The sequence below is a fragment of the uncultured Campylobacter sp. genome (assembly GCF_938017705.1).
GTDB lineage: Bacteria > Campylobacterota > Campylobacteria > Campylobacterales > Campylobacteraceae > Campylobacter_B.
The window spans coordinates 17,929-39,640 of record NZ_CALIIS010000074.1 but is presented as its reverse complement, the minus strand read 5'-3'; the positions used below and the strand labels follow the sequence as shown (position 1 = coordinate 39,640).

Genomic DNA, 21,712 nt, shown 5'->3' with positions numbered 1-21,712 from the left:
CTAAAATTCTAAAATTCTAAAATTCTAAAATTCTAAAATTCTAAAATTCTAAAATAAGCCGAATTTACCGTCCTTGCGCTTATAAAGCACACGCATTTTAGCATCCATATCATTGAAAACCAAAAACTGATCGGTGCTTTCTTTTAGCTTATTTAGTGCTTCATCAATCTCTAGCGGTTTATAAAGCTCTAGCTCGGTAGGGACGATTTCATCGACCTTGTCGTTTAAATTTGGCTCATTAGCGCCGATTGCATTATCTACAGCGTTTTGTTTCATTTCGTCGCGATTTTTGTGAGAATTTACCTTATCGTGGTATCTGCGAAGCACTTTTGAGGCGCGCTCGACGATGAGATCGACGGCAGCGTAGAGATCTTTATCTTTTTGGCGCACGACGATAGTATCTTGATGCGCTAAATTTAATGAAAAATCCACTACAAAACCTTTTTTGCCTTGCTTCTCGTCGGCAGAAATTACACAACGCCCCGAGATGATGTCGAGATTATATTTTTCTAGCGTCTCAAATGCGTTTTCGACATAATTTTTAATAGCTTCTGTTAGCTCAAACTGCTTACCTACGATATTTAAATTCATCGTCTCTCCTTTGCATTATGGTTTTTGAATAGTACGCCTATGATATGTGATCTGTGGTCTTCCCATAACCGCTACATTAGATTTTACTACCACATCTACAAGCGCGGCATGACTTAGAATTTTACCCACCTTACCGTTCGCAAGACTTTCTGACGAGCCTTGCCCAAAATTACTATAAGCGACGGTATGATTGCCGGGCGCACCCAGCTGTCTATCGAAATATCCGAATGTCACGGTGATATCAAACATCTTTTGAGCTGGATCATTTGACGGATACTCAAGAGTAATCGTATTTAACGTAGGATTGGTCGCAGCCGTAGCGCCTCCTGCCTTAAGCTCGGTAGTTAGATACTGATGCTTTTGCATAGCAAGGACTGCTAGCTCCGTAGCGCTCTGAGCTAGCAGTAGCGCCTGCTCTCTGCCTTGGATATTATTGACATCGCGAGCCGTCATGGACGCGATAGATAACGCCGTAATCGCCGTAGTCGCTACAATGATGATAAAAAATATGGCTGCTACTAGAGCAAAGCCTTTTTGCATAGTTTTCATTAGTACACCACCTGTGCTTTACAAACATTTAGATCCAACTCCGAAGGATCGAAATTTCTGCCGTCGTCTCTCATACATAGTTTAAGTGCAACGGCGCCGTTATCATCCTTAAATCTAAACAAGCTCACGTCCTCGGCTAGTAACGCACTGCTAGCCTTATCATACGAGTTCGCATCATCTTTAGCAGTGCTCCAAGGACGATAGTTATACTTAAAAAGTAGATTAAAATTCTTACTCAAATTGCCCGCATTGTCTTTCGTATATGTTACGACCTGAGCGGGAACAATCGCGTAAGCGCTATGAGCTATATAGTACTGCTCGGAGAATTCCTGCGATTTATCGTTATTTGGATTTAATGGATATTGGTTGATAGTAATAGTTTCGCTTTCTTTATTATTGGTACCCGTAGTACTAGGAGTGCCTACGGCGATCAGCACGCGATTGCTACCGTTCACGTCGACCTTTCTATCGTAGCCAAAGCCTATACCTACGCTAGTAGGTGAAGCATCATTCGTGACGACTTTAAATATAACAGCAACCTGAGTATTATTAGACGGAGTGTTATACGCAGTAGCCCTTAAATTTTCAACTATATTAGCTACTTGGGGGAAATCACTACCTAAAGATACCATATTAAATTCAGCCCTAGTATTTGCGATATAGCCAGCATCTTGTTCGCCTGCCGTCCATGTGTTATCTTTTAGCTGAGACATCGACATAAAGCCGCTCCAACCGGGAGTTCTCTTATTTATATTTCTCGTCTCTACGCTTTGTCCGATCCACTCCAGTATGTCGTATTTAGGATCAGTAAGATCGCTAATCGGCACAAACTCGTTTGAGCTAAGCTCTCTGCCTATAGTAGAGCTTTTTATCCTATCTTCTAAGCGATTTGTGATTAGCATCATCGCATTTTGTGTTCTGGCTTCCAGCTGATTTACTGCACGCACATGCACGTAGGATTTGTAGATCTTGGTGTATAGATCAGCACCGAACATCGAGATTATACCTAGCACTACGATAACAAACACAAGCTCTATAAGGGTGAAACCTCTTTTCATCTCGTGCTCCTATCAGTTATATCGTCTAGTGGCGGTTGTCTGGGAACCGACGCCGATATTAGATAAAAACGCTTTTAAAACTACTGATTTGGCAGTACCATCTTTAGCTACGGCATCGTTTAGATCCGTGGCGGCGACCCTAACCATCTTTATATTAGTAGGGGCAGCAGACTCGTCGTTAGGCAGATCGCTAAGAACGCCTCTTATATCGGTACCCGTAGCATACTCCGCCGCGCTAAAAGGCTCTACTACATAATCCACATCAACATTAATCCTAGTATTGAGGATAAAATCACCTCTACTACTAGAGCCCACCAAATTACCGACTGTTATAACCGTCGTGAACCGGTCGTAGTCGTCGATATCGTTATAATTACCGCCACCCAGAGAAATTCCCCTTCTACCGAACTGCTTTTTTGTAGCCGGAGCCTGAGCGCTGACCTCACGTTTGCTGGCTTCATTTAAAATCCCGGGCCTAGCCTCTATAGTGCTATTATACGGCAAATCTATCGACGGATTTACCGATAAAATTCTTTTCATGCAGCCGGTATCGCCTCCGCAGCTAGCATCTGCTACGTATGCGCTATCCCACTGCGCTTTAGATATACGAGACATAAAAGCTTTAGCGTTATATACGAGCTCCTCTTTGATCGCATTTAGCTCGGTCGTCTGCGCGACGATACGAGGAATCGCCATCGTCGTGATCGCCAAAATCACGATGGTAAAGATCAGCTCAATTAGAGTAAAACCTTTTTTCATCTTACATCCTTTCTTTAAAATTTTGAAATTACGGAAACACAAACTTACTCTGCGTTATCGGCGCTAATTATACTATTGTTAAACTTAAATTTAGAATTTATCGCGTAAATTTTTTCGGTTTTCAAAGATTTTTAAGCCCGAACGCATAAAAATTTTAAAGAAATTCCATTTTTAAATTTGGACGCGGAATTTAAGCTTGCATTTACTCAAAGACTATAAAATTACGAGCTAAATAAATTCCAAGGATTTTTTATGACAAATCTAAGTAAAATTCTATCTGCTCTCCTATTTATCGCGTTTATCGGCGGCTGCAGTGGCAAAGGTGACGGCGAGCTTTTTAATCTAAGCCCCGAGGCATGGTATTCTAAAATTTTAGAAGATATCAATAACGCCAGCATGGAGGATGCCGAGAAGCACTACACTAGCTTTTCTAGCGAGCATATCGCCTCTCCGCTGCTTGAGGAGATGACACTCATTATGGCGTGGGCTTTTGTGGAGGATGAAAACTACGAGAAAGCAAACAAATACCTAGACGAATATATCCGCCTCTACGGCACGACGCAGAAGATCGAATACGCAAGATTTCTAAAAATTAGAGCAAATTTCGATTCCTTTAGCCGCCCAAATCGCAACCAAAAGCTAATGCTAAACAGCATAGACGAAATTCGAAAATTTATAGCTGAATACCCGCAGAGCGAGTATCGTCCGCTACTTGAGACGATGCTAACGAAGCTCAGGCTTGCCGAGCATCAGCTAAATATCGACATCAAAGACCTTTACCAGCGCACCGATCGCGAAAGTTCTGCCAAAATTTACGAGCAGCGCATCGAAGAATCCCCGCTAAACGGCACCGACGTCATCAAACCGCGCTCGCCTTGGTATCGCGCGATTTTTGAGTAGGAGGAGCGATGCAACTGATGCAAAATACAACCTTCCCGAGCGATCTGCCTATCATCGTCGAGGACGAGCTATTTTTATATCCGTTTATGATAGCGCCCCTTTTCATCGGCGACGAGCATAATAAAAAAGCCCTCGATCTAGCCGCCAAAAACGAATCTATGATAATGGTCGTAAGTTCCAAGTCGGAATTTAGCGGCGATAGAAGCTTTGGCGGTATCTATAACGCGGGCGTAGTGGGCTCCGTGATGAGAACCGTGCCGCTTCCTGACGGTCGGGTTAAAATTTTATTCCAAGGCGCGCTAAAAGGCAAAATCGTAAAAGAAATTTCACAAGATCCGCTAATCGCTACCGTCGATATCATCCACGACGAGCGCGGCAACGACCAGAAATTAGACGCGCTGGTAAGCGTGCTAAAGGAAAAAACCAAGACGCTTAGCACGCTTACGCATTTTTTCCCGAACGATCTGCTAAAAACCATCGACGACGGCACCGACGCAGCGCGCGTTTGCGACCTGATTTTAAGCGCACTGCGCCTAAAAAAGCAGGTAGCCTACTCATTTTTTACCGAGAGCAACTTGCAAAAGCGCCTTTTCAACCTCATCAACTACATCTCCGACGAGATAGAAGCACAGAGGCTCGAAAAGGAGATCAAAAGCAAGGTTCATTCCAAGATCGATAAGACGAACAAGGAGTATTTTTTAAAAGAGCAGCTCAAGCAGATCCAAAAGGAGCTCGGAGGCGACGCCGATCGCGATGTCGAGATCGAGGAGTACCGCAAAAAGCTGGAAGCCAAAAAGCCCTATTTGGGCGAGGATGCCTACAAAGAGATCAAAAAGCAGATCGATAAATTTGCCCGCCTTCATCCTGATAGCGCCGATGCGGGGCTAGTGCAAAGCTATCTGGACTGGGTTTTGGAGGTGCCTTTTGAAAAGACTGCCAAACACAAGATGTCTATCGAGGGCGTTACGGCGCAGCTAAACAAAGACCACCACTCCCTAAAAAGGCCCAAGGCGCGCATTGAGGAGTATTTCGCGCTAAAGCAGCTTTTGGAGCTTCGCGGCACAAGCAGCAAGAAAAGTAAAGAGGACGGCAAAAACGGCGGCGCGATCCTGTGCTTCTACGGCCCTCCCGGCGTAGGCAAAACGAGCCTTGCAAACTCTATCGCGACCGCGCTTAAGCGCAAACTCATCCGCATCGCTTTGGGCGGGCTCGAGGACGTAAACGAGCTGCGCGGACACCGCCGCACCTACATCGGCGCGATGCCCGGCCGCATCGTGCAAGGGCTCATCGAGGCAAATCAGATGAATCCCGTCATCGTGCTTGATGAGATCGATAAAATTTCAAGCTCATACAAGGGCGATCCGACGGCGGTTCTGCTTGAAATTTTAGATCCGGAGCAAAACTCGAGCTTTAGGGATTATTATCTAAATTTTAACATCGATCTTAGCAAGATCATCTTTATCGCCACGGCAAACGACGTATCTCTCATACCCGCGCCGCTGCGCGATAGGATGGAATTTATCGAGCTTAGCTCATACACGCCGCAGGAGAAATTTCAGATCGCCAAGGACTATCTGATCCCCCAGGAGCTGCAGCGCCACGGTTTAAAATCCGCCGACGTAGCGATCAACCCCGCCGCCCTTTCCGAGATCATCGAAGAGTACACGCGCGAAAGCGGCGTGCGAAACCTGCGCCGCCAGATCGCAGCGATCTTTCGCAAGGTCGCGGTTAAAATTTTAAAAGACAAAGAGTTTAAAAAAATCGTCATTACGACGAAAAATTTAAGCGAATTCCTAAATAAAAAGGTTTTCGAGATCGACGAGGTTGAAAAACGCGATCAAATCGGTATCGTAAACGGGCTTGCGTGGACTGCGGTAGGCGGCGACGTACTCAAGATCGAAGCGGTCAAGATCAAAGGCAAGGGTGCGATGACGATCACGGGTCAGCTCGGCGACGTGATGAAAGAATCCGCGCAGATCGCCTTTAGCGTCGTAAAGGTGCTGATCGACGAGGGCAAGCTACAAGCGGGGCAAGACGCGAAGGCGGGCGCGACAAAAGCCTCGCGCGGCGGCAAAAACTCCGCATTGCGCGCAAATAGCGGCGCATCTAAAAGCCCTGCGGCGACGCGAAATTTAGACGCGGAAGAGAATTCCGAAAGCTCGGAGCAGATTTATAATAAATTCGACCTTCACATTCACGTGCCCGAGGGCGCGACGCCCAAGGACGGACCGAGCGCGGGTATCACGATGAGCACGGCGATCGCGTCGATTTTAAGCGAGCGCAAGGTGCGCGCCGATCTAGCGATGACGGGCGAGATCACGCTAAGCGGCAAGGTGCTGCCGATCGGCGGGCTTAAGGAGAAGCTCATCGCCGCGCACAAAGCCAAAATCGCCGAGGTTTTGATCCCGCGCAAAAATTACGAGCGCGACCTGGCGGAGATCCCGGACGAGGTCAAAAATGATCTGAAAATAACGCCGATAGAGCGGATCGAAGAGGTGCTGAAGCTGGCGCTCGTTTAAATTTAAAGCGCCGCTTTAAATTTAGCCGCTTTAGCCGCACGCTTTGCGTAGAATTTTGAAATATTTGAGGCGACGCTAAATTTTTACCGCGTAAAATTTTGCCTGTATAAATTTCGTCCACGCAAAATTTTGCCTGCGTAAAACCTATCCGCATGCGTTAAATTTCTAAAATTCTTGCGATAGATTTTATGCTCGCTTGAGATAGCGTGAAATTTTATTCGCATCGCAAGCTCTCGCCGCGCTTGCGACAAAATTTCTCGCAGCAGTTACGGCAAATGTAGAATTCGTAAAATTTCCATCCGCACGATCACGTGATGATATGAAATTTTATGACCGCATAAAATTTTAGCTCCGCTTCTAGCGCAAAATTTTATGAAATTTATCTCGCGAAAGGAATAAAATGTTTGATTTTAAAAAAGAGTTTAAGCAGCTTTACGCACCTAAACAGGCGCCGCAAATTTTAACCGTTCCGCCCGCGAATTTCGTCTGCGTCCGAAGCGAAGGCTTGTTTAATATGAAGTTAAATTTTATCCGAGCGTTAGCGACAACAAAAACGGACAAGCAAAGATGAAACAAAAAGATTTCGTGATAGCGGCGATGATAGAGCTTGGCGGCGCGGCGACTCTATCGCAACTTTATTCTGCGACCGACGTTAGCTCGTGGCCAACTAAAACGCCATTCGCTTCTATACGGCGTATCGTGCAAGAAAATGCGGAGTTTTTTAAGATTCGCCCGGGTCTTTGGGGCTTAAAGTCACTTGAGACGCAAATTTTAAATGAGTTTGAAAGTGGCGCGAATCCGCGAAACAGCTTCACTCACTCCTATTTCCAAGGCCTTATCGTAGAGATCGGCAACCTGCGCAAATTTCAAACCTATGTGCCGCCACAGGATAAAAATAAAAGCTTCGTCGCAAGCAAAAAGCTGGACGACCTCACTTCGCTAAAGGCGATTTACGAATTTGCCTACCCGAGCATACTAAATAAGGCACGCAGCGTCGATGCAATCTGGTTTAACGAGCGAAATCTACCTTACGCGTTTTTCGAGGTCGAGCACTCGACGGACTTTAAAAATTCTCTCAATAAATTTTACGAACTTCAGGACTTTAACGCCAAAATATTTATCGTCGCGGATGAGGGCAGGTTGAGGCAGTTTCAAAGCGTGATAAGCGCGTCGATATACAAAGATATTGCCGGTAGCGTGAAATTTGCGAGCTACGAAAGTATCGCTAAACAATACGACTTAGAAAGTGAGAGCGCGAAAGTAAAAATGGGGATTTGATGAAAGAATTTGAAGTAGAGATTGCCGAAATTTTGGCTAAAAAGGTTGTAATTAAAGCGAAAAATAAAGAAGAAGCGTGTAAGATCGCGCAGACAGCTTACGAAAACTGCGAGATCATTTTGAGTGCAGAGGATTTCGTCTGCGCGGACTTTAAAGCGACGATCGCGGACGAGCCGAAAACTGAAATTTAGGAAATTTATGGAACCAAATTTAACGAAATTCGATGACTTTTTACGCTCACTTAGAAAAACAAATGCAAGCCTTGACTACTTTACCGACTTTGAAAAATGCGGCAAAAATCTAAAAGCCGTTTCTATCAAGCTCCACACGCTTGATTTTTTACTCGGTTCAAAGGATTTGAAAACAGATATTTTCACTTTCAAGATACTCTGAAATCGTTCGCGAGAAATTTGCGCCTCCGCGATTTTTTCGCGCGTTTGTATCGAGCCCAACTTCCACGCCGAATACGTAATCGTGCAAATTTTTAACCTTTCCGTCCGTAAAAATTTTATCTAGTCCGCTTTCTTGGCAAAACTCATAAATTTTTTCGGGACTTTTAAAATACGTTCCAAGTTTCGTTAGCTCACCGCTAGTCGCTATCACGTCCGTGTTTTTATCGCGAACGGCAATGAGTAAATTTAACACATCGAAACACCATTTGTTTTGCCCGAAAAGAGTGAAAATATCTGCTTTCAAACCGAGGTTAGCAGTAGGAATTTTGCTCTAAATTTAGGAAGCGATCAAAAGATTTTCGATTTCGTTATTAGTGCAAGTGACGTAACATATCTGATCGAGGCGAATTTTTACGGCACGGGCGGCTCAAAGCTAAACGAAGTCGCAAGGTCTTATATCGAAATAGCACAAAAGATCGCGCTTTGTGGCGGATTTAAATTTGTCTGGATAACCGACGGACAGGGGTGGCTGGCGGCTAAAAACAAACTGGAAGAAGCCTACAAAAGCGTTAAAATTTATAATCTCGCCACGCTTTATCACTTTATAAAAGAGCTTAAAAATGTTTAAGTTAGCCGATGATTTTAAGCTTTTTAAAGACGATTGCTTCAATATTTTGCCTAAATTTAAAGGCGAGTTTGACCTCATTTTTGCCGATCCGCCCTACTTTCTCTCAAATGACGGACTTAGTATTCAAAACGGGCAAATCGTAAGCGTAAACAAGGGCGAGTGGGACAAAAGCTACGGTATCGATGAGATAGATAAATTTAATCTCGAATGGCTCGCGCTCGCCAAAGATGCACTTGCAAACAACGGCAGCGTAATGATAAGCGGGACGTATCACAATATATTTTCGATCGGTCGGGCGCTGCAAAAGCTGGACTACAAAATCCTAAACGTCATCACGTGGGCGAAGACTAATCCGCCGCCGAATTTCAGCTGCCGCTATCTCACGCACAGCTCGGAGCAGATCATCTGGGCAAGAAAAAGCGAGAAATTTAAGCATATTTTCAACTATGAGCTAATGAAAAAGCTAAACGGCGACAAGCAGATGCGCGACGTGTGGAGCTTGCCCGCGATCGCGCCGTGGGAGAAGGCGTGCGGCAAGCATCCGACGCAAAAACCACTGCCGCTTTTGGTGCGGTTAATCTTAATGGCGAGCACTCAAAATAGCGTCGTTTGTGATCCTTTTGCAGGCTCTGCGACGACCGGCGTAGCTGCGAATTTACTAGGACGAAAATTCGTAGGTATCGAAAAAGAGGACGAGTTTATAGATATCGCCGTAAAACGCAAACGCGAGCTGGACGCGAATTTCGCCAAATTTAGGCGAAAGATTGCAGATTTGCGACTATTAGAACAAGAGAGTTTGAAATTTTAAAATTTAAGCGTTTGAATTTTAGTGCGCTTTTTGCTTCGCAAATTTGCAACCGCAAAAGAAATATACGTTGCTAGTTTTAAAATTTTAAGCTTCGCAGGCTATTTGTTATTCGCCGCGTTTGCTACCGTCTTTTTCACTCCGCTAAAGCAGCTTGCGAGCAAGAGGAAACTTCAAACTACGCTCGAGCCGATTCTTAAAAAGCTGCGAATGCAAGGCATGAAGTAAGGACAGGGGTGCGTGTGGTTAAATTTAAAACCGCCTCATCCAGCCATGCGACATTTTCATTCATCTTGTCGCGTTCAAAATTTACAATACAACCTCAAAGATTATTTTGCAATGCCCTCCTTATCCATCCGCTCAAATTTAAAATTCTCGCCGATTTCGTCAAAATTTAGTAGTCGCGTATTGCGTTCGGACGCACACAAATTTAAATCTTTGCCGATTTTTGCTATATTCGCCTAAATTTAATTCCACCTACCTTACTCATCGCGCCGCGCCAAACCCCCACATTTAACCCCAGCTTAAGCATAAGCTTATATACTTCGGCTTTAAATTTAAGGCGGCAAATGAGATCTCAGAGCGAGTTTTTCGGCGTTTTCATCACGCTTCTTGGCGGCGTATTATGGGGCTTTAGCGGAGTTTGCGGGCAGTATTTGTTCACGCAAAAAGGCGTTAGTGCCGACTGGCTCGTGCCATACCGCCTGAGCCTTGCGGGGCTTTCTATGGTAGCGTATTATGTCGTTCGTTCGCCGCGCCTAGCCCTTGCGCCGCTAAAAGATCGCGCGCTTTTGCCGCAGCTGCTTATTTACGCGTTTTTTGGGCTCATGATGACGCAGTATTCGTACTTTTGCGGTATCGAGCTCTCAAACGCCGCCGTTGCGACGGTGATCCAGTACTCCGCCCCCGCGCTCATTCTCGCCGTCGTTTGCTTTTTGGAGCGGCGCGCGCCCAAAAAGATCGAGCTCATCGCGCTTATTTTGGCAGTGCTGGGCGTCGTGCTGCTCGCCACTCACGGCGATCTAGGCTCGCTGGTTATCAGTGCGCAGGCGCTGGTTTGGTGCCTCATTAGCGCGCTTGGTGTCGTGATTTATAGCCTCATCCCCGCGAAGCTAAATCAAAAATACCCCGTCCCGTTAAATTTAGGCTGGGGCATGGTCATCGGCGGCGGCGCGCTCGCGCTTTACACGCGGGTTTGGCAGCTGGGCGGCGTGAGCGACGCGGACGGCTTTGCGGCGCTTGCAGCGGTGGTGATTTTGGGTACGATATGCGCGTTTAGCTTCTACATGACGGGGCTAAAGATAATAGGCGCAAGCAGGGCGAGCATGATCGCATGCATCGAGCCCGTTAGCGCGGCGGCGTTTGCCTATTTTTGGCTGGGGACGGAGTTCGTGTTTCTTGATTTTGCGGGCTTTACGCTCATCATATTGTGCATATTTTTGCTGGCCAGGGGCGATAAAAGGCGTAAAATTTAATGCGGCAAGACCTAATCGCGCCAAATTTAATCAAATCATAAGCGCGTCCTTTTTGCGAGAAGCAAAGGCTTGTTTTAAAAAGCTCGAAGAAGCAATTTTTGCAAGCGAGGCGGCTCGGGTGCGATTGAAACTAGGCTTGGCTTAAGTTTTAGATAAAATTAGGCGCTGATTTGCGACGTTTTTATGCGCTCGTTTCGGGCGAGAGATTGTAGCAAAATTTGCGGTAAGTCGGGCGTGAGCGGCGTTTAAGAGATTAATTTCGGAGAAAAATATGATTTATTTGGCGCAGACCGATACGACGGCGGGGTTTTTGAGCAAGGATTTTCGCGAGATAAACGCGCTTAAACGCCGAGCGGCGAACAAGCCCTGCCTCATAACGACGGCAAAGCTTAGCGAGCTAAAAAACCTCGCTCGCGTGCCCGCTAAATTTAAAAATTTAGTGCGCCACGCGAGAAAAACGACGTTTTTATATCCGAACGCCAAGGCCGTGCGCGTCGTAAAAGGGTGCGCTCACGAGGAGTTTTTGAGGCAATTTGACTGGCTTTACTCTAGCAGCGCAAATTTAAACGGACAAAACTTCGACGAAGCCTGGGCGAAAGCTGCGGCGGATCAGGTCGTGGATCAAAATTTCAGCCAAAACGCAAGCTCGAAAATATATAAAATTTCAAAAACTAAAATTTTGCGGATTAGATAGAGCTGCCGATTAAATTTATGCGCGCAAAGAACGCTCAAAAAGAGGCACTAGTTTATAAATTTAAGCAACTTTGTAATTTTAAATGGCTCTTATAAATTGCACGAACCGTAAAATTTCGTCACATATAAACCGCGCAAATACCGTCTGAAATTTTAAAAAATCGCGAAAGGATCACGGCAGACTCGCAGAAAAATCGTAAAAAAGCCGCAAATTTCCACTAGCCTTAAGCAGTAAAATTACTGCCGTTTTCGAAGCCGTAAAATTTCGCCATTGCTAGCTTTGAATGAAATTCTATCGCCAGATACTCTCGATCAAAATTTTAACTCGAGCAAGCTAAGATTATCGCTAAAAACTCTCGCATCCCGAGTGCTCTGGATCAAAATTTTAGAGATTGGGCATTGCCGCTGGTTTTTATCCGAGCCGCTACGCGCCGTTTTTGATCGAAGCTCTACCGACGCCGCTTCTGCCTTTGATTAAAATTCCATCTTGTGAAAACAGCTTCTCTGACGACGCTAAAATCAAAATTTTGCCGCTACTTCATATAGTTTTAATAAAATTCAACTGTCGCCGATACCTATTCAATTAAAATTTTATCGCCGCTGCAAGTATTACGATCAAAAATTCTATCATCGCCGATTGTATATCAAAAGCCCTGCCGCCGCTGCTTCACCGCCGCCTCCGCTACTACTGCCTTATCTCCACCGCTGCCGCCACAGCAGGCGCCGCAAATCCGTCCAACCCTTTAGCTGCCAAAATTGCGCGTAAAGTGCAAGCGCACGCCCTCCCATTGCTGCACCACGACGATAGATCCGCGATAAAATTTCCACCGCCGCGCAGTGCGTCAAGCCAAACGCTGCAAATTTTAAAATTTAAACCGCCTCTCGCCGCGCGGCACCGATAAATTCCAACCGATAAATTTCGCTAGCTAGTCCATCATTTTCGCATAAATCATAAATTTCCATAAATTTAACGCCGCCTTTCTTGCTTTATATTAAAATTTCGCTAAAATTACCGCATTAAATTTGAAGCGCAAACGGAGCTTAAGCTTAAACCGCTTGCGGGCAAATTAAATCCATTCAAGGAGCTTTTATGAGCGGTGTTGCGTTAATCATCTGCTTCGCCATAGCGGTCGTCGTGATGATTTTTTTGATCTCCAAAGCAGGCGTTCACCCATTTTTGGCGCTAATGCTTATCTCCCTGGCGCTCGCGATCGTCGCGGGCATACCGCTAGCCAAGATCCCCGCGATTATCGGCGACGGATTCAGCGGCACGTTTAAGAGTATCGGTATCGTCATAATCTTCGGCGCGCTCATCGGCACCGTGCTCGAAAAGACGGGCGCGGCGCTAAAACTCGCCGATATGGTCGTAAACGTAGTCGGGCAAAAGCGCCCCGAGCTTGCGATGCTCATAATGGGCTGGATCGTGGGTATCCCCGTATTTTGCGACAGCGGCTTCGTCGTATTAAATCCGATCCGAGAAGCTATCAGCAAAAAAATCGGCGAAAATCCGGTCGCTCTTGCAGTAGCGCTCTCCGGCGGACTTTACGCCTCGCACGTATTCATCCCGCCGACTCCGGGACCGATCGCCGCAGCAGGCGCCGTGGGTCTAGGCGGCAATCTGCTGCTCGTAATCGCAATGGGCGCGGTGGTGTCCTTGCCGGTGCTGATCGCCACATACTTTTTTTCTAAAAAAGTCGCCAAGAGCGTGCATATAAGCGAAGCTGAAGCCAATGAAGTCATCGCCAAAAGCTACGACGATCTACTTAAACAATACGGCAAATTGCCGGGCGGATTTTTAAGCTTAGCCCCTATTTTGATACCGATCATATTTATGGCGCTGGGCTCCGTTGCCAAGATCCTAAAAGTAGGCGGATTTGCGGGCGAAATTTCGCAATTTTTAGGAAATCCTATCATCGCGCTAGCCTTGGGCGTAGTTTTTGCGGTATTTTTACTCGTGCAAACCGGCAAACTAGGCGAATTTAACGAGATCACAAACGAATCCTTAAAAATCGTAGGCCCGATCCTCTTCATTACCGCAGCGGGCGGAGTGCTGGGCAAGGTCATCACCGACGCCGGCTTCGTAACCTACATCAAGGACAATGCGACTGCCATTAAAGCTGCGGGGATTTTCTTCCCATTCTTAATCTCGGCCGTCTTAAAAACCGCACAAGGAAGCTCCACCGTTGCGATCATCACTACAGCTTCGATTATGGGCGCATTTAACGCGGACGGCTCGCTGATGCAGGTACTGGGCTTCACCTCCGAAATGTCCGGCGCGCTTGTGGTAATGGCGATCGCAGCGGGCGCGATGACCGTTTCGCACGCTAATGACAGCTACTTTTGGGTCGTTACAAATTTCAGCAAGATGAATCCGCAGCAAGGTTACCGCACCCAAACTATGCTTACGCTAATTATGGGCATTACGGGCATGATCAGCGTGTGGGTTTTGTCGCTGTTTTTGATCTAGGCTAGCTTATTTAGCCGCTACAGCGCTAAATCAGTGCAGAGTGCAATACGCGGCATCTACTATCGGCTAGCTACATAAAATTCTTTAAATTTACGTAGCTAGCCATACCGCGCAAATGCCCTAGTATTAAAATTTCGTATTAGCGGAGTTTTAAATTTACACACAAAGCCTCAAGGAGCGAAATTTTAAAATTCTATCGCTACGGAATTTTAAAATTTAGCCGGAATTCTGTGGTTTACAGAATTTTAAAATTCCACGACATGAAATTTTGAAATTTGCCCCACAAATTTGGCGACGAGATTTTAAAATTCTACTCTTGCTTCAGTCTTGTCATCGTAAATTTAGCCTACGCGCTGTAAAATTCCAAAATTTTAAAATACCAGCTAAAGGAAAAATATGAAAGTTTTAGTCGCGATCGACTCGTTTAAGGGCTCACTTAGTTCGCTTGAGGCGGGCAACGCCGTAAAATCAGGCATCGAAAAGCTAGGCTGCGAGGTGCTCGTCAAACCTATCGCAGATGGCGGCGAAGGCAGCGTTGAAGCCCTTGCCGACGCGCTAAAGGCTAGGTTCATGGACGTCATCGTAGCAAATCCGTTAGGCGAAAAAACGCCCGCGCGCTACGCCTTAAAAGGCGAGCTAGGCATCTTAGAAATGGCGTCCGCATCGGGTCTGCCGCTCATCGAAAAATCGCGCCGTAACCCGCTAAAAACGAGCACTTATGGCTTTGGCGAGATGATAGCGCATGCGATCGCACACGGCGCGCGAAAGTTTATCATCGGTATCGGTGGAAGTGCTACGAATGATGCGGGCATGGGGATGCTGCGGGCGCTTGGTTTTAAATTTAAAGATGCAAATGGCGCAGAGCTTGCGGGAGCAGGCGAGAATCTGATTAAACTCGCCACGATAGATTGCACTTCGGTGCTACCGCATCTTAAAGAATGCGAGTTTCTCATCGCCTGCGACGTGGATAATCCGCTTTTTGGCGAAAACGGCGCGGCATATATTTACGCCCCGCAAAAGGGCGCGGATGCGGCGATGGTAAAGCAGCTCGATGCGGGACTTATAAATTTTGCAAGCGTCGTAAGCAAACATCTTGGATGCGAGCTTTGGAATAGCCCCGGAGCAGGAGCTGCCGGCGGGCTAGGCTTTGGCTTCGTAAGCTTTCTAAACGCGACGCTTAAGCCAGGCATCGACATCATCACCGAAGAGATCGGACTGGATCGCGATATGAAAGGCGTCGAGCTCGTCATCACAGGCGAAGGAAGGCTCGATTTTCAAAGCTCGATGGGTAAAACCCCCTGCGGCGTCGCGAAGATCGCCGCTTCCTACGGCGTGCCCGTAATCGCGCTGGCAGGCGGCATCTCACCCTGTGCCGGCGGCTGTAATGAGCGGGGTATAGGCGCATTTTTTTGCATCCTAAACGAACCGATGAGCCTTGAGCGCGCGATGGAAAAAGAGACCGCAACACAAAATTTAGCCCGCGTCGCCGAACAAGCGGTGAGATTATTTCTGCTAGGACGCGGCGCTAAATAGGGATTTTGGGCTAAAATTTTAAGGCACGCCCGCTAAAACTTGCAACGAGCGCGGTATACATGCGCGGTAGGTATGGTCGCTAAATACGAGGCAGCGGCGGCTCACAACAAATAAGCACGACAAAGTGCGGCAGGAGGCGAGCACGGCGAAGAAGCGAAATTTTATGCAGGATAGATTTGCGTGCTTTAAAGGCACGGCGCGATCTTGACGCAGATGCGGTGACGCGCAGCTTACAAGGCACAAAAATATACGCGAAGAAGCAGGCGAGAGCCTACAACGATGGACGTTAGTAAAGCGGCGGTCGCAGCAAGGGGATATGGGCTATGACGTGCATGCGCGGCGAGCAAATACCGCGCGCAGCTTGCGACGGACGGCAGAATTTCATCCGCCGCAGAACGCGGTAAGTAGATAAATTTTGCATTAAAACGTAGCTTTGCTGAAATTCTAGCGCGTTTGAAAATACGAAGTGATCGGATGAGAGTTAAGACAGCGGGCGACTCAGGGTGACGCAGCAGCGTGAAATTTTCGGCGCAAAAATTTATTTTACCGCGCGTTATATACTCAATGCGAAATCTAAAACTCATTTTTCAATCAAGCGGCTCGCGCACCCCTCACAATACATACCTCAAGACATGACTAAAACAGACAGAATTTTAAAATTTAACGCCATATTCGCAGTCTATGAGATTTGCAACATAAATTTAAAAGTAGCGATCTGCTTTATAAAATTCCGTTTAAATTTTAGCCCGCGATATGCCCTTTTTGAGGCGAAAAAGACCGCCCAATCGCAAAATCGCGCTTCTTGCAAAAATGGCGGCGGCGCATTACTTCCCCTGCTCGCAAAGCTCGTCAAGCCCTCCGATGACGCTTTGATGCAAAGCGGGGCGCGTCTGCGTAAAATTCGTATTATTAGGATCGCGGATTCGCTTATCGCTAAATTTTAGTACATATGCGACTACGGTACGCCGCTACGATAAATTTTGGGTTTACGTAAATTTACTCCGATCGCGCTGTATTTGCGATAAAAATTTATGAAATTTAATTTTCGGTCAGCGCCAAAAAATTTTATAAAGCTCCATTTTAAAATTTGCGGCACGGGCACGTACCGATCAGGTCGTCAAGCTAAAATCAAATCTTAAAATTCTAAGCGGCGAATGCAGAAAACCTTCGCGCTTAGCGCATCTGCGGCAGCAGTGCGGGCACGCCAAATTTATCGCTTTTAGGACGCAAAAGACGGGCAGGCGCGGGTAAAATTTATTGATTTTAGAGTTTAAAGCATCGAATTCGCGCGCCTAGGCTAAATTTTAAATTTAAAGCGCGCGACGCTTCGGACGCATCCGCGTGACTGCGAACACTCATAAAATTCGCCCGAAGCAAGGTTGTAAAACTGCGGACGGGCGCAAAATTTATCGCCGCAAAAATCAAAACCGCGAAAGCAAAAAGGCTCCGCGAGCATTCGCTGCCGCACCCGCCCGAGTAAATTAAAATCGCATGATCCGCCTAGCCGGCATACGTGAAGAGCGCCGCTGCGGGCATTTAAACTTAAATCCGGTGCGATCGCAATGCGATTTAAAACTGCGCCTGCTTAAATTCGCGCCGTTTCGGTTCGCTCGCAATCACATCTCGCCGCAGTAGCGTTTTAAATTTGCGCCGCCGCGATTTGTGCGCATTCAATCACTATGGCAAGGGTAAAATTTCAAAATCTAGGTCCATACGCGCCGATTTGCCCGCCAAAATCGCTCGGATCGAATTTACGCTACCGCAATCCGCGCAGATTAAAGCGCCGCCGCTTAAAAGCGTAAAATTTACCTCTCAAACGGCGGCGCGAAATTTCAATAAAATTTCATCTCTTAATTCGGCGCGCGATTTATAAAATTTCGCCCTCGCCGTGCCCCGAAATCTGCGACCTAGGCAGCGCCAGGCTCTTTGCGGTCTTACTAAAAAGTATCAGATCCTCGGTGCTTTGCACGCTCCACGGCAGGCGCGAGAGCGCGAATTTAAAAATTTCAAAGCAGGAAATGGCATCGCTAAATGCGCGGTGATGGACGTTTTGCACGCCTAAAAGCTCTTTTAGCGAGCCGAGCCCATATCTTTGCGCCTCGATCGTGCGGCGCGCGAGCTCGACGGTGCAGAGCCTGCGATTTAAAAGCATCCCGAAGCCGCATTTTTGCAGGCTAACGTCGATGAAGCCGTAGTCAAATTTGACGTTGTGCGCCACAAAAACGCTATCTCCTAAAAACAGCCTAAACCGCTCCAGCACGCTAGCTAGCGGCGGAGCGCCCACCAGATCCTCCGCGCAGATCCCCGTAAGCTCCGTGATATTTTCGGGCACGACGGGCGCGTAAACGAAGCTCTCGAAGCGGCCCAGCTCCTGCGTACCGCGCGTTTTTATCGCGCCGATTTCGATGATCTGGCCGTTTGAGAGCCCGCCGTTCGTTTCGATGTCCACGAAGCAAAAAATTTCATCCGAAATGTCCGTCTCGCGGGTTTTGAGCGTGATTTTGCCGCTATCTAGCTTTATTATATCTATGCCCAGCGCCCGCCACATCGAGAGGTCTTTGGGCTCGAAAAGCTCGGTAATCTCGGCAATGTCGCTTGCTTTTGAGATAAAATCGTAATAATTTATGCTCTTTTGAGCCAGTAAATTTATGAGATTTTCGATCTGGCGCGTCAAAATTTTACCCCTGTGCCGCGTCTAAATTTTAAGCGCACGGATCGCCTCCGCGTAGTCGTTTGAAGAAAATATGTAGTTGCCCGCCACCACGACGTCGGCGCCCGCTTCGTCGATACCAGCAATATTCAGCCCGTTTACGCCGCCGTCGACCTCGATGAGGCATTTTGCGCCTTTGCGATCGATCAGCTCGCGCAGCTGCTTAATTTTCTCAAGCGCCGAGGGGATAAATTTTTGCCCTCCAAAACCTGGATTGACGCTCATCAAAAGCACCATATCCACTTCGCCCAAGATAAACTCCAGCGCGCTAAGCGGAGTGTGCGGATTTAGCACGACTGCAGGCGAGACGCCGCTATGGCGGATGTGATCTATGAGGCGCAGCGGATGGGTCTCCTCCTCGATGTGGAAGCTAAGAAATTTCGGCTTTAGCGGCAAAAAAAGATCGACGAAAAACGGCACGTTTTTAACCATCAGATGGATGTCTAAAGGCTTGCTGCTCGCCTTTGCCGCGGCGCTTGCTACGAGCGGTCCGATCGTGAGATTAGGTACGAAATGCCCATCCATCACATCTACGTGAATGAGATCGGCGCCCGCCTCGCAGACTGCGCGAATCTCCTCCGCAAGCCTTCCGAAATCCGCCGATAAAATGCTGGGTGCTACATACATTAAGATTCCTTATAAAATTTCAAGATGCGAAATTTTACTTAGTTTTGTCATAAATTTCGCTAAATTTAAGCCGCAGCGGATTTTAAGCATAATTTGAAATTTTTTCGATATAATCGTCATTTATTTTAATCATCAAGGATTTATTATGGCAAGAAGATGCGCAATCACCGGCAAAGGTGCGATGGTAGGAAACAACGTCAGCCACGCAAATAACAGAACCAAAAAGAAATTCCAGGTCAATCTACGCACCATCCGCGTTCAGCTAGAAGACGGCTCAACCAGACGAATCAAAGTAGCCGCCTCAACTCTACGAACTATGAAAAAACAATCAAAATAACCTCTTAAAGAGGAATTTATGTCTGTTTTGGACAAGATCAAGCGATTCCTCGACTGGTCCGGCTCGACTAAGCCGGACATCAACCTCTACACAGAAATTTACGACCAGCTACGACCTTTTCGCTTACCACTGATAACCATCGTGCTGATGATGCTAATCGGCACATTAGGCTACGTCTTTATAGCGGGCTTTTCGCTCGTGGATGCCTTTTATCAGGCGGGTATGACCTTCACGACGGTAGGCTTTACCGAAGTAGCGCCGATATCGCCCGCAGGTAGAATTTTTACCGTCTTATTCATCCTCATGGGCTTTGGAACCTTTTCGTTTTGCCTGGGCGTCGTCGTCGAGGTCATAAAAAACGGCAAACTTCAAAATTTACTTAGGGAGCAACGAATGATCAACAACATCGCAAGGCTCAAAAACCACTACATTATCTGTTACAACAACATCTACTGCGCCGAGCTTGCCAAGCAGTTTCGCGAAAATCATCTACCTTTTGTCGTGATCGATCCCGATCCCGCTCTAGCTAAAATCGCCGAGGAAAACCGCTATCCATATTTCATCGTAGGCGAACCGCATGTAGAAACCACAATGCTAAAAGCGCATCTGTCATCTGCAAAATCCGTCATCACGCTAAGTCCAAATTTAGCCGATAATATCGCAATAATCTCGCTCGTGCGCCTATACGAAAAGGAGCTTGGTCGCATCACCCCCTACTTCATCATGGCAAATAGCGATGATGACAGCGACACCGAGAGGCTAAAAAAACTCGGCGCAAATTCTATCGTCTCACCATCCAAACTCGCCGCACAAAGGCTCTCTGCAATCAGCGTGCGCCCCGATATGGAAAACATTTTGGAGCGGTTTTTGTATAAAAAAGACTCACTCATCGATATCGAGGAGATCACGGTGCCCGATTTTTCGTGGATCCGCTTCAAGCGCCTAAAAGAAACTCGCTTGCGCGATTTTACAAACGCCGACGTCGTGGGAATCAAAGAGCCCAACAGCCGCTTCATTCCGATGCCGGATGGCGACTACCTCATCGGTACTGGGGTAAAATTTTTAGTAATCGGTACGGCAGAGGGCATCCGCAACACTAAAAAACTCATCCGCAGCAAATACAAGCCGCAGGAGATGAGATATGTTTAAAATTACTAAGCTCGAGGGCGGCTTGCAGAATGTCGAGGGCTTTTATTTTGATGGCGTGAATTCCGGCTTTAAAAAGGAGGGGAACGATCTGGGATTTATCCGTGCGGACGAGCCCTTTGCCGTAAGCGCGATCTTTACGAGCAATAAATTTCAAGCTGCACCGATTAGGCATTTCAAAAGGGCGCAAGAGCGCGCGGGCGGGGAGCTTAAAACAAATTTTATCCTCGTAAATTCTAAAAACGCAAACTCGATGACCGGGGAGCAAGGAATCGCCGATATCGATGAAATTTTTAGCGAGCTTGACAAAAAAATCCCTCTGATAAGCCCCGTCATGAGCTCGACCGGCGTCATCGGATACCGCCTCAAAAAGGAAAAAATTATCGCCGCCGCGCAAAATTTTAACCTCTCGGCGCGAAACTCGGATGCCCTAGCCACCGCCATTATGACTACCGATACGATAAAAAAAGAGCTTGCGTATGAAATTTCTTTAGAAAACGGCGAGAAATTTCACATCACAGCCGTTTGCAAGGGTGCGGGTATGATCAATCCTGCGCTTGCAACTATGCTCTGCTTCATCCTAACCGACGCAAAAATCCCGCGCGCTGATATGGACGAGCTGCTACAAAAGGCGGCTGAACAGAGTTTCAACACCATAAGCGTCGACGGCGACACCTCCACCAACGATACGATTATGCTCTGCAGCAGCGCTAAATGCGCCTATGAAAAGGATGCCTTCGCCTCCGCGCTAAACGCCCTGACGCATGAGCTTGCGCTAATGCTGGTAAAAGACGGCGAAGGCGCAACCAAGCTGGTGCGATTTAAAGTAAGCGGCGCCGCAAATGCTGGGGATGCCCGCAGGGCGGCGAAGGCGCTAAGCAATTCGCCGCTTGTTAAAACGGCGATCTTCGGCGAAGATCCGAATTGGGGTCGCATAGCCTCGACCATAGGCGCCTGCGGCATCGAATGCGATGAAGAAAAGCTGCGTATCAAATACGACGACGTGCTGCTTTATGATGCGCAAAATCGCGAGCTGGACGCCGCGCGCGAGGCTGCGGCTCACGCCGTGATGCAGCAAAAAAGCTTTACGATCTGGTGCGATTTGGGGCTCGGAGACGGCGAGTTTAGTGCATACGGCTGCGATCTTAGCTACGACTACGTAAAAATCAACGCCGATTATAGATCATAAAGATTCACAGCTTACTCTTTCATAATAAAAATCTCGTCTCGAAAATAGCGAATAGC

At 47.2% G+C, this 21,712-nt stretch carries 23 protein-coding genes; 16 read left to right on the top strand and 7 right to left on the bottom strand.

Going from position 1 to position 21,712, the window contains the following annotated elements:
- Positions 1-48 precede the first annotated feature (48 nt).
- The 4 genes from raiA to Q0605_RS03735 are packed head-to-tail and all read right to left on the bottom strand — an operon-like array spanning position 49 to position 2,957.
- Entirely contained in the window at positions 49-591 is a 543-nt protein-coding gene (gene raiA / locus Q0605_RS03750; RefSeq protein ID WP_298704368.1) for a ribosome-associated translation inhibitor RaiA, read from the bottom strand.
- A gap of 15 nt (positions 592-606) precedes the next feature.
- On the bottom strand, positions 607-1,140 hold the full coding sequence (locus Q0605_RS03745) for a hypothetical protein (protein ID WP_298704366.1): 534 nt from the start codon (positions 1,138-1,140) through the stop codon (positions 607-609).
- A complete protein-coding gene (locus Q0605_RS03740; RefSeq protein WP_298704364.1) occupies positions 1,140-2,198 on the bottom strand; it encodes a type II secretion system protein in 1,059 nt (352 codons plus the stop codon). Before Q0605_RS03740 ends, Q0605_RS03745 begins: the two co-directional genes overlap by 1 nt.
- Positions 2,199-2,210: 12 nt before the next feature.
- Positions 2,211-2,957 carry a type II secretion system protein gene (locus tag Q0605_RS03735; RefSeq protein ID WP_298704362.1) on the bottom strand — a complete coding sequence of 249 codons (747 nt, stop codon included), beginning with the start codon at positions 2,955-2,957 and terminating at the stop codon, positions 2,211-2,213.
- A gap of 252 nt (positions 2,958-3,209) precedes the next feature.
- Here Q0605_RS03735 and bamD point away from each other — a divergent pair, with 252 nt between their 5' ends.
- From bamD to Q0605_RS03705, 6 genes are all read left to right on the top strand, one after another.
- Complete coding sequence (gene bamD / locus Q0605_RS03730; protein ID WP_295152470.1) at positions 3,210-3,857, top strand: outer membrane protein assembly factor BamD; 648 nt, start codon at positions 3,210-3,212, stop codon at positions 3,855-3,857.
- 8 nt (positions 3,858-3,865) lie between these two features.
- A complete protein-coding gene (lon, locus tag Q0605_RS03725) occupies positions 3,866-6,376 on the top strand; it encodes an endopeptidase La (protein ID WP_298704360.1) in 2,511 nt (836 codons plus the stop codon).
- Positions 6,377-6,776: 400 nt separating this feature from the next.
- Positions 6,777-6,947 carry a hypothetical protein gene (locus Q0605_RS03720; protein WP_297996732.1) on the top strand — a complete coding sequence of 57 codons (171 nt, stop codon included), beginning with the start codon at positions 6,777-6,779 and terminating at the stop codon, positions 6,945-6,947.
- The gene (locus tag Q0605_RS03715; RefSeq protein ID WP_298704358.1) at positions 6,944-7,654 is read left to right on the top strand and encodes a hypothetical protein; all 711 of its coding nucleotides are present in this window, start codon (positions 6,944-6,946) and stop codon (positions 7,652-7,654) included. The genes Q0605_RS03720 and Q0605_RS03715 overlap by 4 nt, the downstream gene beginning before the upstream one ends.
- Entirely contained in the window at positions 7,654-7,845 is a 192-nt protein-coding gene (locus Q0605_RS03710; RefSeq protein WP_298704356.1) for a DpnD/PcfM family protein, read from the top strand. The genes Q0605_RS03715 and Q0605_RS03710 overlap by 1 nt, the downstream gene beginning before the upstream one ends.
- A 7-nt stretch (positions 7,846-7,852) precedes the next feature.
- Positions 7,853-8,047 carry a DpnII family type II restriction endonuclease gene (locus tag Q0605_RS03705; RefSeq protein WP_122863220.1) on the top strand — a complete coding sequence of 65 codons (195 nt, stop codon included), beginning with the start codon at positions 7,853-7,855 and terminating at the stop codon, positions 8,045-8,047.
- On the opposite strand, the gene Q0605_RS03700 is transcribed toward Q0605_RS03705, so the two are convergent.
- The gene (locus Q0605_RS03700; RefSeq protein ID WP_298704353.1) at positions 8,003-8,299 is read right to left on the bottom strand and encodes a DpnII family type II restriction endonuclease; all 297 of its coding nucleotides are present in this window, start codon (positions 8,297-8,299) and stop codon (positions 8,003-8,005) included. The genes Q0605_RS03705 and Q0605_RS03700 overlap by 45 nt on opposite strands.
- An 18-nt stretch (positions 8,300-8,317) precedes the next feature.
- Between Q0605_RS03700 and Q0605_RS03695 the strand changes: the two genes are divergently transcribed.
- From Q0605_RS03695 to Q0605_RS03665, 7 genes are all read left to right on the top strand, one after another.
- Positions 8,318-8,674, top strand: coding sequence for a DpnII family type II restriction endonuclease (locus Q0605_RS03695; protein WP_298704351.1), 357 nt, complete (start codon positions 8,318-8,320; stop codon positions 8,672-8,674).
- Entirely contained in the window at positions 8,667-9,482 is an 816-nt protein-coding gene (locus Q0605_RS03690; RefSeq protein ID WP_298704349.1) for a site-specific DNA-methyltransferase, read from the top strand. The genes Q0605_RS03695 and Q0605_RS03690 overlap by 8 nt, the downstream gene beginning before the upstream one ends.
- Before the next feature lie 566 nt (positions 9,483-10,048).
- Positions 10,049-10,954: a DMT family transporter gene (locus Q0605_RS03685; RefSeq protein WP_298704347.1), complete on the top strand. Its 906-nt coding sequence runs from the start codon at positions 10,049-10,051 to the stop codon at positions 10,952-10,954.
- 271 nt (positions 10,955-11,225) lie between these two features.
- A complete protein-coding gene (locus tag Q0605_RS03680) occupies positions 11,226-11,648 on the top strand; it encodes a Sua5/YciO/YrdC/YwlC family protein (RefSeq protein ID WP_298704345.1) in 423 nt (140 codons plus the stop codon).
- Between the two features lie 1,089 nt (positions 11,649-12,737).
- Positions 12,738-14,114, top strand: coding sequence for a GntP family permease (locus tag Q0605_RS03675; RefSeq protein WP_298704343.1), 1,377 nt, complete (start codon positions 12,738-12,740; stop codon positions 14,112-14,114).
- Between the two features lie 396 nt (positions 14,115-14,510).
- Positions 14,511-15,647: a glycerate kinase gene (locus Q0605_RS03670; protein WP_298704342.1), complete on the top strand. Its 1,137-nt coding sequence runs from the start codon at positions 14,511-14,513 to the stop codon at positions 15,645-15,647.
- 632 nt (positions 15,648-16,279) lie between these two features.
- Entirely contained in the window at positions 16,280-16,591 is a 312-nt protein-coding gene (locus Q0605_RS03665; protein ID WP_298704340.1) for a hypothetical protein, read from the top strand.
- 923 nt (positions 16,592-17,514) lie between these two features.
- On the opposite strand, the gene Q0605_RS03660 is transcribed toward Q0605_RS03665, so the two are convergent.
- Together Q0605_RS03660 and rpe are read right to left on the bottom strand one after the other, a co-directional pair.
- Positions 17,515-18,321 carry a 3'-5' exonuclease gene (locus Q0605_RS03660; RefSeq protein ID WP_298704338.1) on the bottom strand — a complete coding sequence of 269 codons (807 nt, stop codon included), beginning with the start codon at positions 18,319-18,321 and terminating at the stop codon, positions 17,515-17,517.
- A 21-nt stretch (positions 18,322-18,342) separates the two neighbouring features.
- On the bottom strand, positions 18,343-18,984 hold the full coding sequence (rpe, locus tag Q0605_RS03655) for a ribulose-phosphate 3-epimerase (RefSeq protein WP_298061910.1): 642 nt from the start codon (positions 18,982-18,984) through the stop codon (positions 18,343-18,345).
- Between the two features lie 145 nt (positions 18,985-19,129).
- Between rpe and rpmB the strand changes: the two genes are divergently transcribed.
- The 3 genes from rpmB to argJ are packed head-to-tail and all read left to right on the top strand — an operon-like array spanning position 19,130 to position 21,656.
- On the top strand, positions 19,130-19,321 hold the full coding sequence (rpmB, locus tag Q0605_RS03650; protein WP_040304421.1) for a 50S ribosomal protein L28: 192 nt from the start codon (positions 19,130-19,132) through the stop codon (positions 19,319-19,321).
- A gap of 18 nt (positions 19,322-19,339) precedes the next feature.
- Positions 19,340-20,470 (top strand): potassium channel protein, encoded by a 1,131-nt coding sequence (locus tag Q0605_RS03645; RefSeq protein ID WP_177387602.1) that lies wholly within the window; start codon positions 19,340-19,342, stop codon positions 20,468-20,470.
- The gene (gene argJ / locus Q0605_RS03640; RefSeq protein WP_298704335.1) at positions 20,463-21,656 is read left to right on the top strand and encodes a bifunctional glutamate N-acetyltransferase/amino-acid acetyltransferase ArgJ; all 1,194 of its coding nucleotides are present in this window, start codon (positions 20,463-20,465) and stop codon (positions 21,654-21,656) included. Before Q0605_RS03645 ends, argJ begins: the two co-directional genes overlap by 8 nt.
- The last annotated feature ends 56 nt before the right edge of the window (positions 21,657-21,712 follow it).

Excerpts from the sequence above, each read along its gene's own strand:
- Q0605_RS03690 (WP_298704349.1), top strand. The coding sequence starts at position 8,667 with ATGTTTAAGTTAGCCGATGATTTTAAGCTTTTTAAAGACGATTGCTTC.
- lon (WP_298704360.1), top strand. The coding sequence starts at position 3,866 with ATGCAACTGATGCAAAATACAACCTTCCCGAGCGATCTGCCTATCATC.
- Q0605_RS03745 (WP_298704366.1), bottom strand. The coding sequence starts at position 1,140 with ATGAAAACTATGCAAAAAGGCTTTGCTCTAGTAGCAGCCATATTTTTT.
- bamD (WP_295152470.1), top strand. The coding sequence starts at position 3,210 with ATGACAAATCTAAGTAAAATTCTATCTGCTCTCCTATTTATCGCGTTT.
- Q0605_RS03670 (WP_298704342.1), top strand. The coding sequence starts at position 14,511 with ATGAAAGTTTTAGTCGCGATCGACTCGTTTAAGGGCTCACTTAGTTCG.
- Q0605_RS03735 (WP_298704362.1), bottom strand. The coding sequence starts at position 2,957 with ATGAAAAAAGGTTTTACTCTAATTGAGCTGATCTTTACCATCGTGATT.
- Q0605_RS03675 (WP_298704343.1), top strand. The coding sequence starts at position 12,738 with ATGAGCGGTGTTGCGTTAATCATCTGCTTCGCCATAGCGGTCGTCGTG.
- rpe (WP_298061910.1), bottom strand. The coding sequence starts at position 18,984 with ATGTATGTAGCACCCAGCATTTTATCGGCGGATTTCGGAAGGCTTGCG.
- Q0605_RS03710 (WP_298704356.1), top strand. The coding sequence starts at position 7,654 with ATGAAAGAATTTGAAGTAGAGATTGCCGAAATTTTGGCTAAAAAGGTT.
- Q0605_RS03715 (WP_298704358.1), top strand. The coding sequence starts at position 6,944 with ATGAAACAAAAAGATTTCGTGATAGCGGCGATGATAGAGCTTGGCGGC.
- Q0605_RS03665 (WP_298704340.1), top strand. The coding sequence starts at position 16,280 with ATGACTAAAACAGACAGAATTTTAAAATTTAACGCCATATTCGCAGTC.
- Q0605_RS03680 (WP_298704345.1), top strand. The coding sequence starts at position 11,226 with ATGATTTATTTGGCGCAGACCGATACGACGGCGGGGTTTTTGAGCAAG.
- Q0605_RS03720 (WP_297996732.1), top strand. The coding sequence starts at position 6,777 with ATGTTTGATTTTAAAAAAGAGTTTAAGCAGCTTTACGCACCTAAACAG.
- Q0605_RS03705 (WP_122863220.1), top strand. The coding sequence starts at position 7,853 with ATGGAACCAAATTTAACGAAATTCGATGACTTTTTACGCTCACTTAGA.
- Q0605_RS03685 (WP_298704347.1), top strand. The coding sequence starts at position 10,049 with ATGAGATCTCAGAGCGAGTTTTTCGGCGTTTTCATCACGCTTCTTGGC.
- Q0605_RS03645 (WP_177387602.1), top strand. The coding sequence starts at position 19,340 with ATGTCTGTTTTGGACAAGATCAAGCGATTCCTCGACTGGTCCGGCTCG.
- argJ (WP_298704335.1), top strand. The coding sequence starts at position 20,463 with ATGTTTAAAATTACTAAGCTCGAGGGCGGCTTGCAGAATGTCGAGGGC.
- rpmB (WP_040304421.1), top strand. The coding sequence starts at position 19,130 with ATGGCAAGAAGATGCGCAATCACCGGCAAAGGTGCGATGGTAGGAAAC.
- Q0605_RS03740 (WP_298704364.1), bottom strand. The coding sequence starts at position 2,198 with ATGAAAAGAGGTTTCACCCTTATAGAGCTTGTGTTTGTTATCGTAGTG.
- raiA (WP_298704368.1), bottom strand. The coding sequence starts at position 591 with ATGAATTTAAATATCGTAGGTAAGCAGTTTGAGCTAACAGAAGCTATT.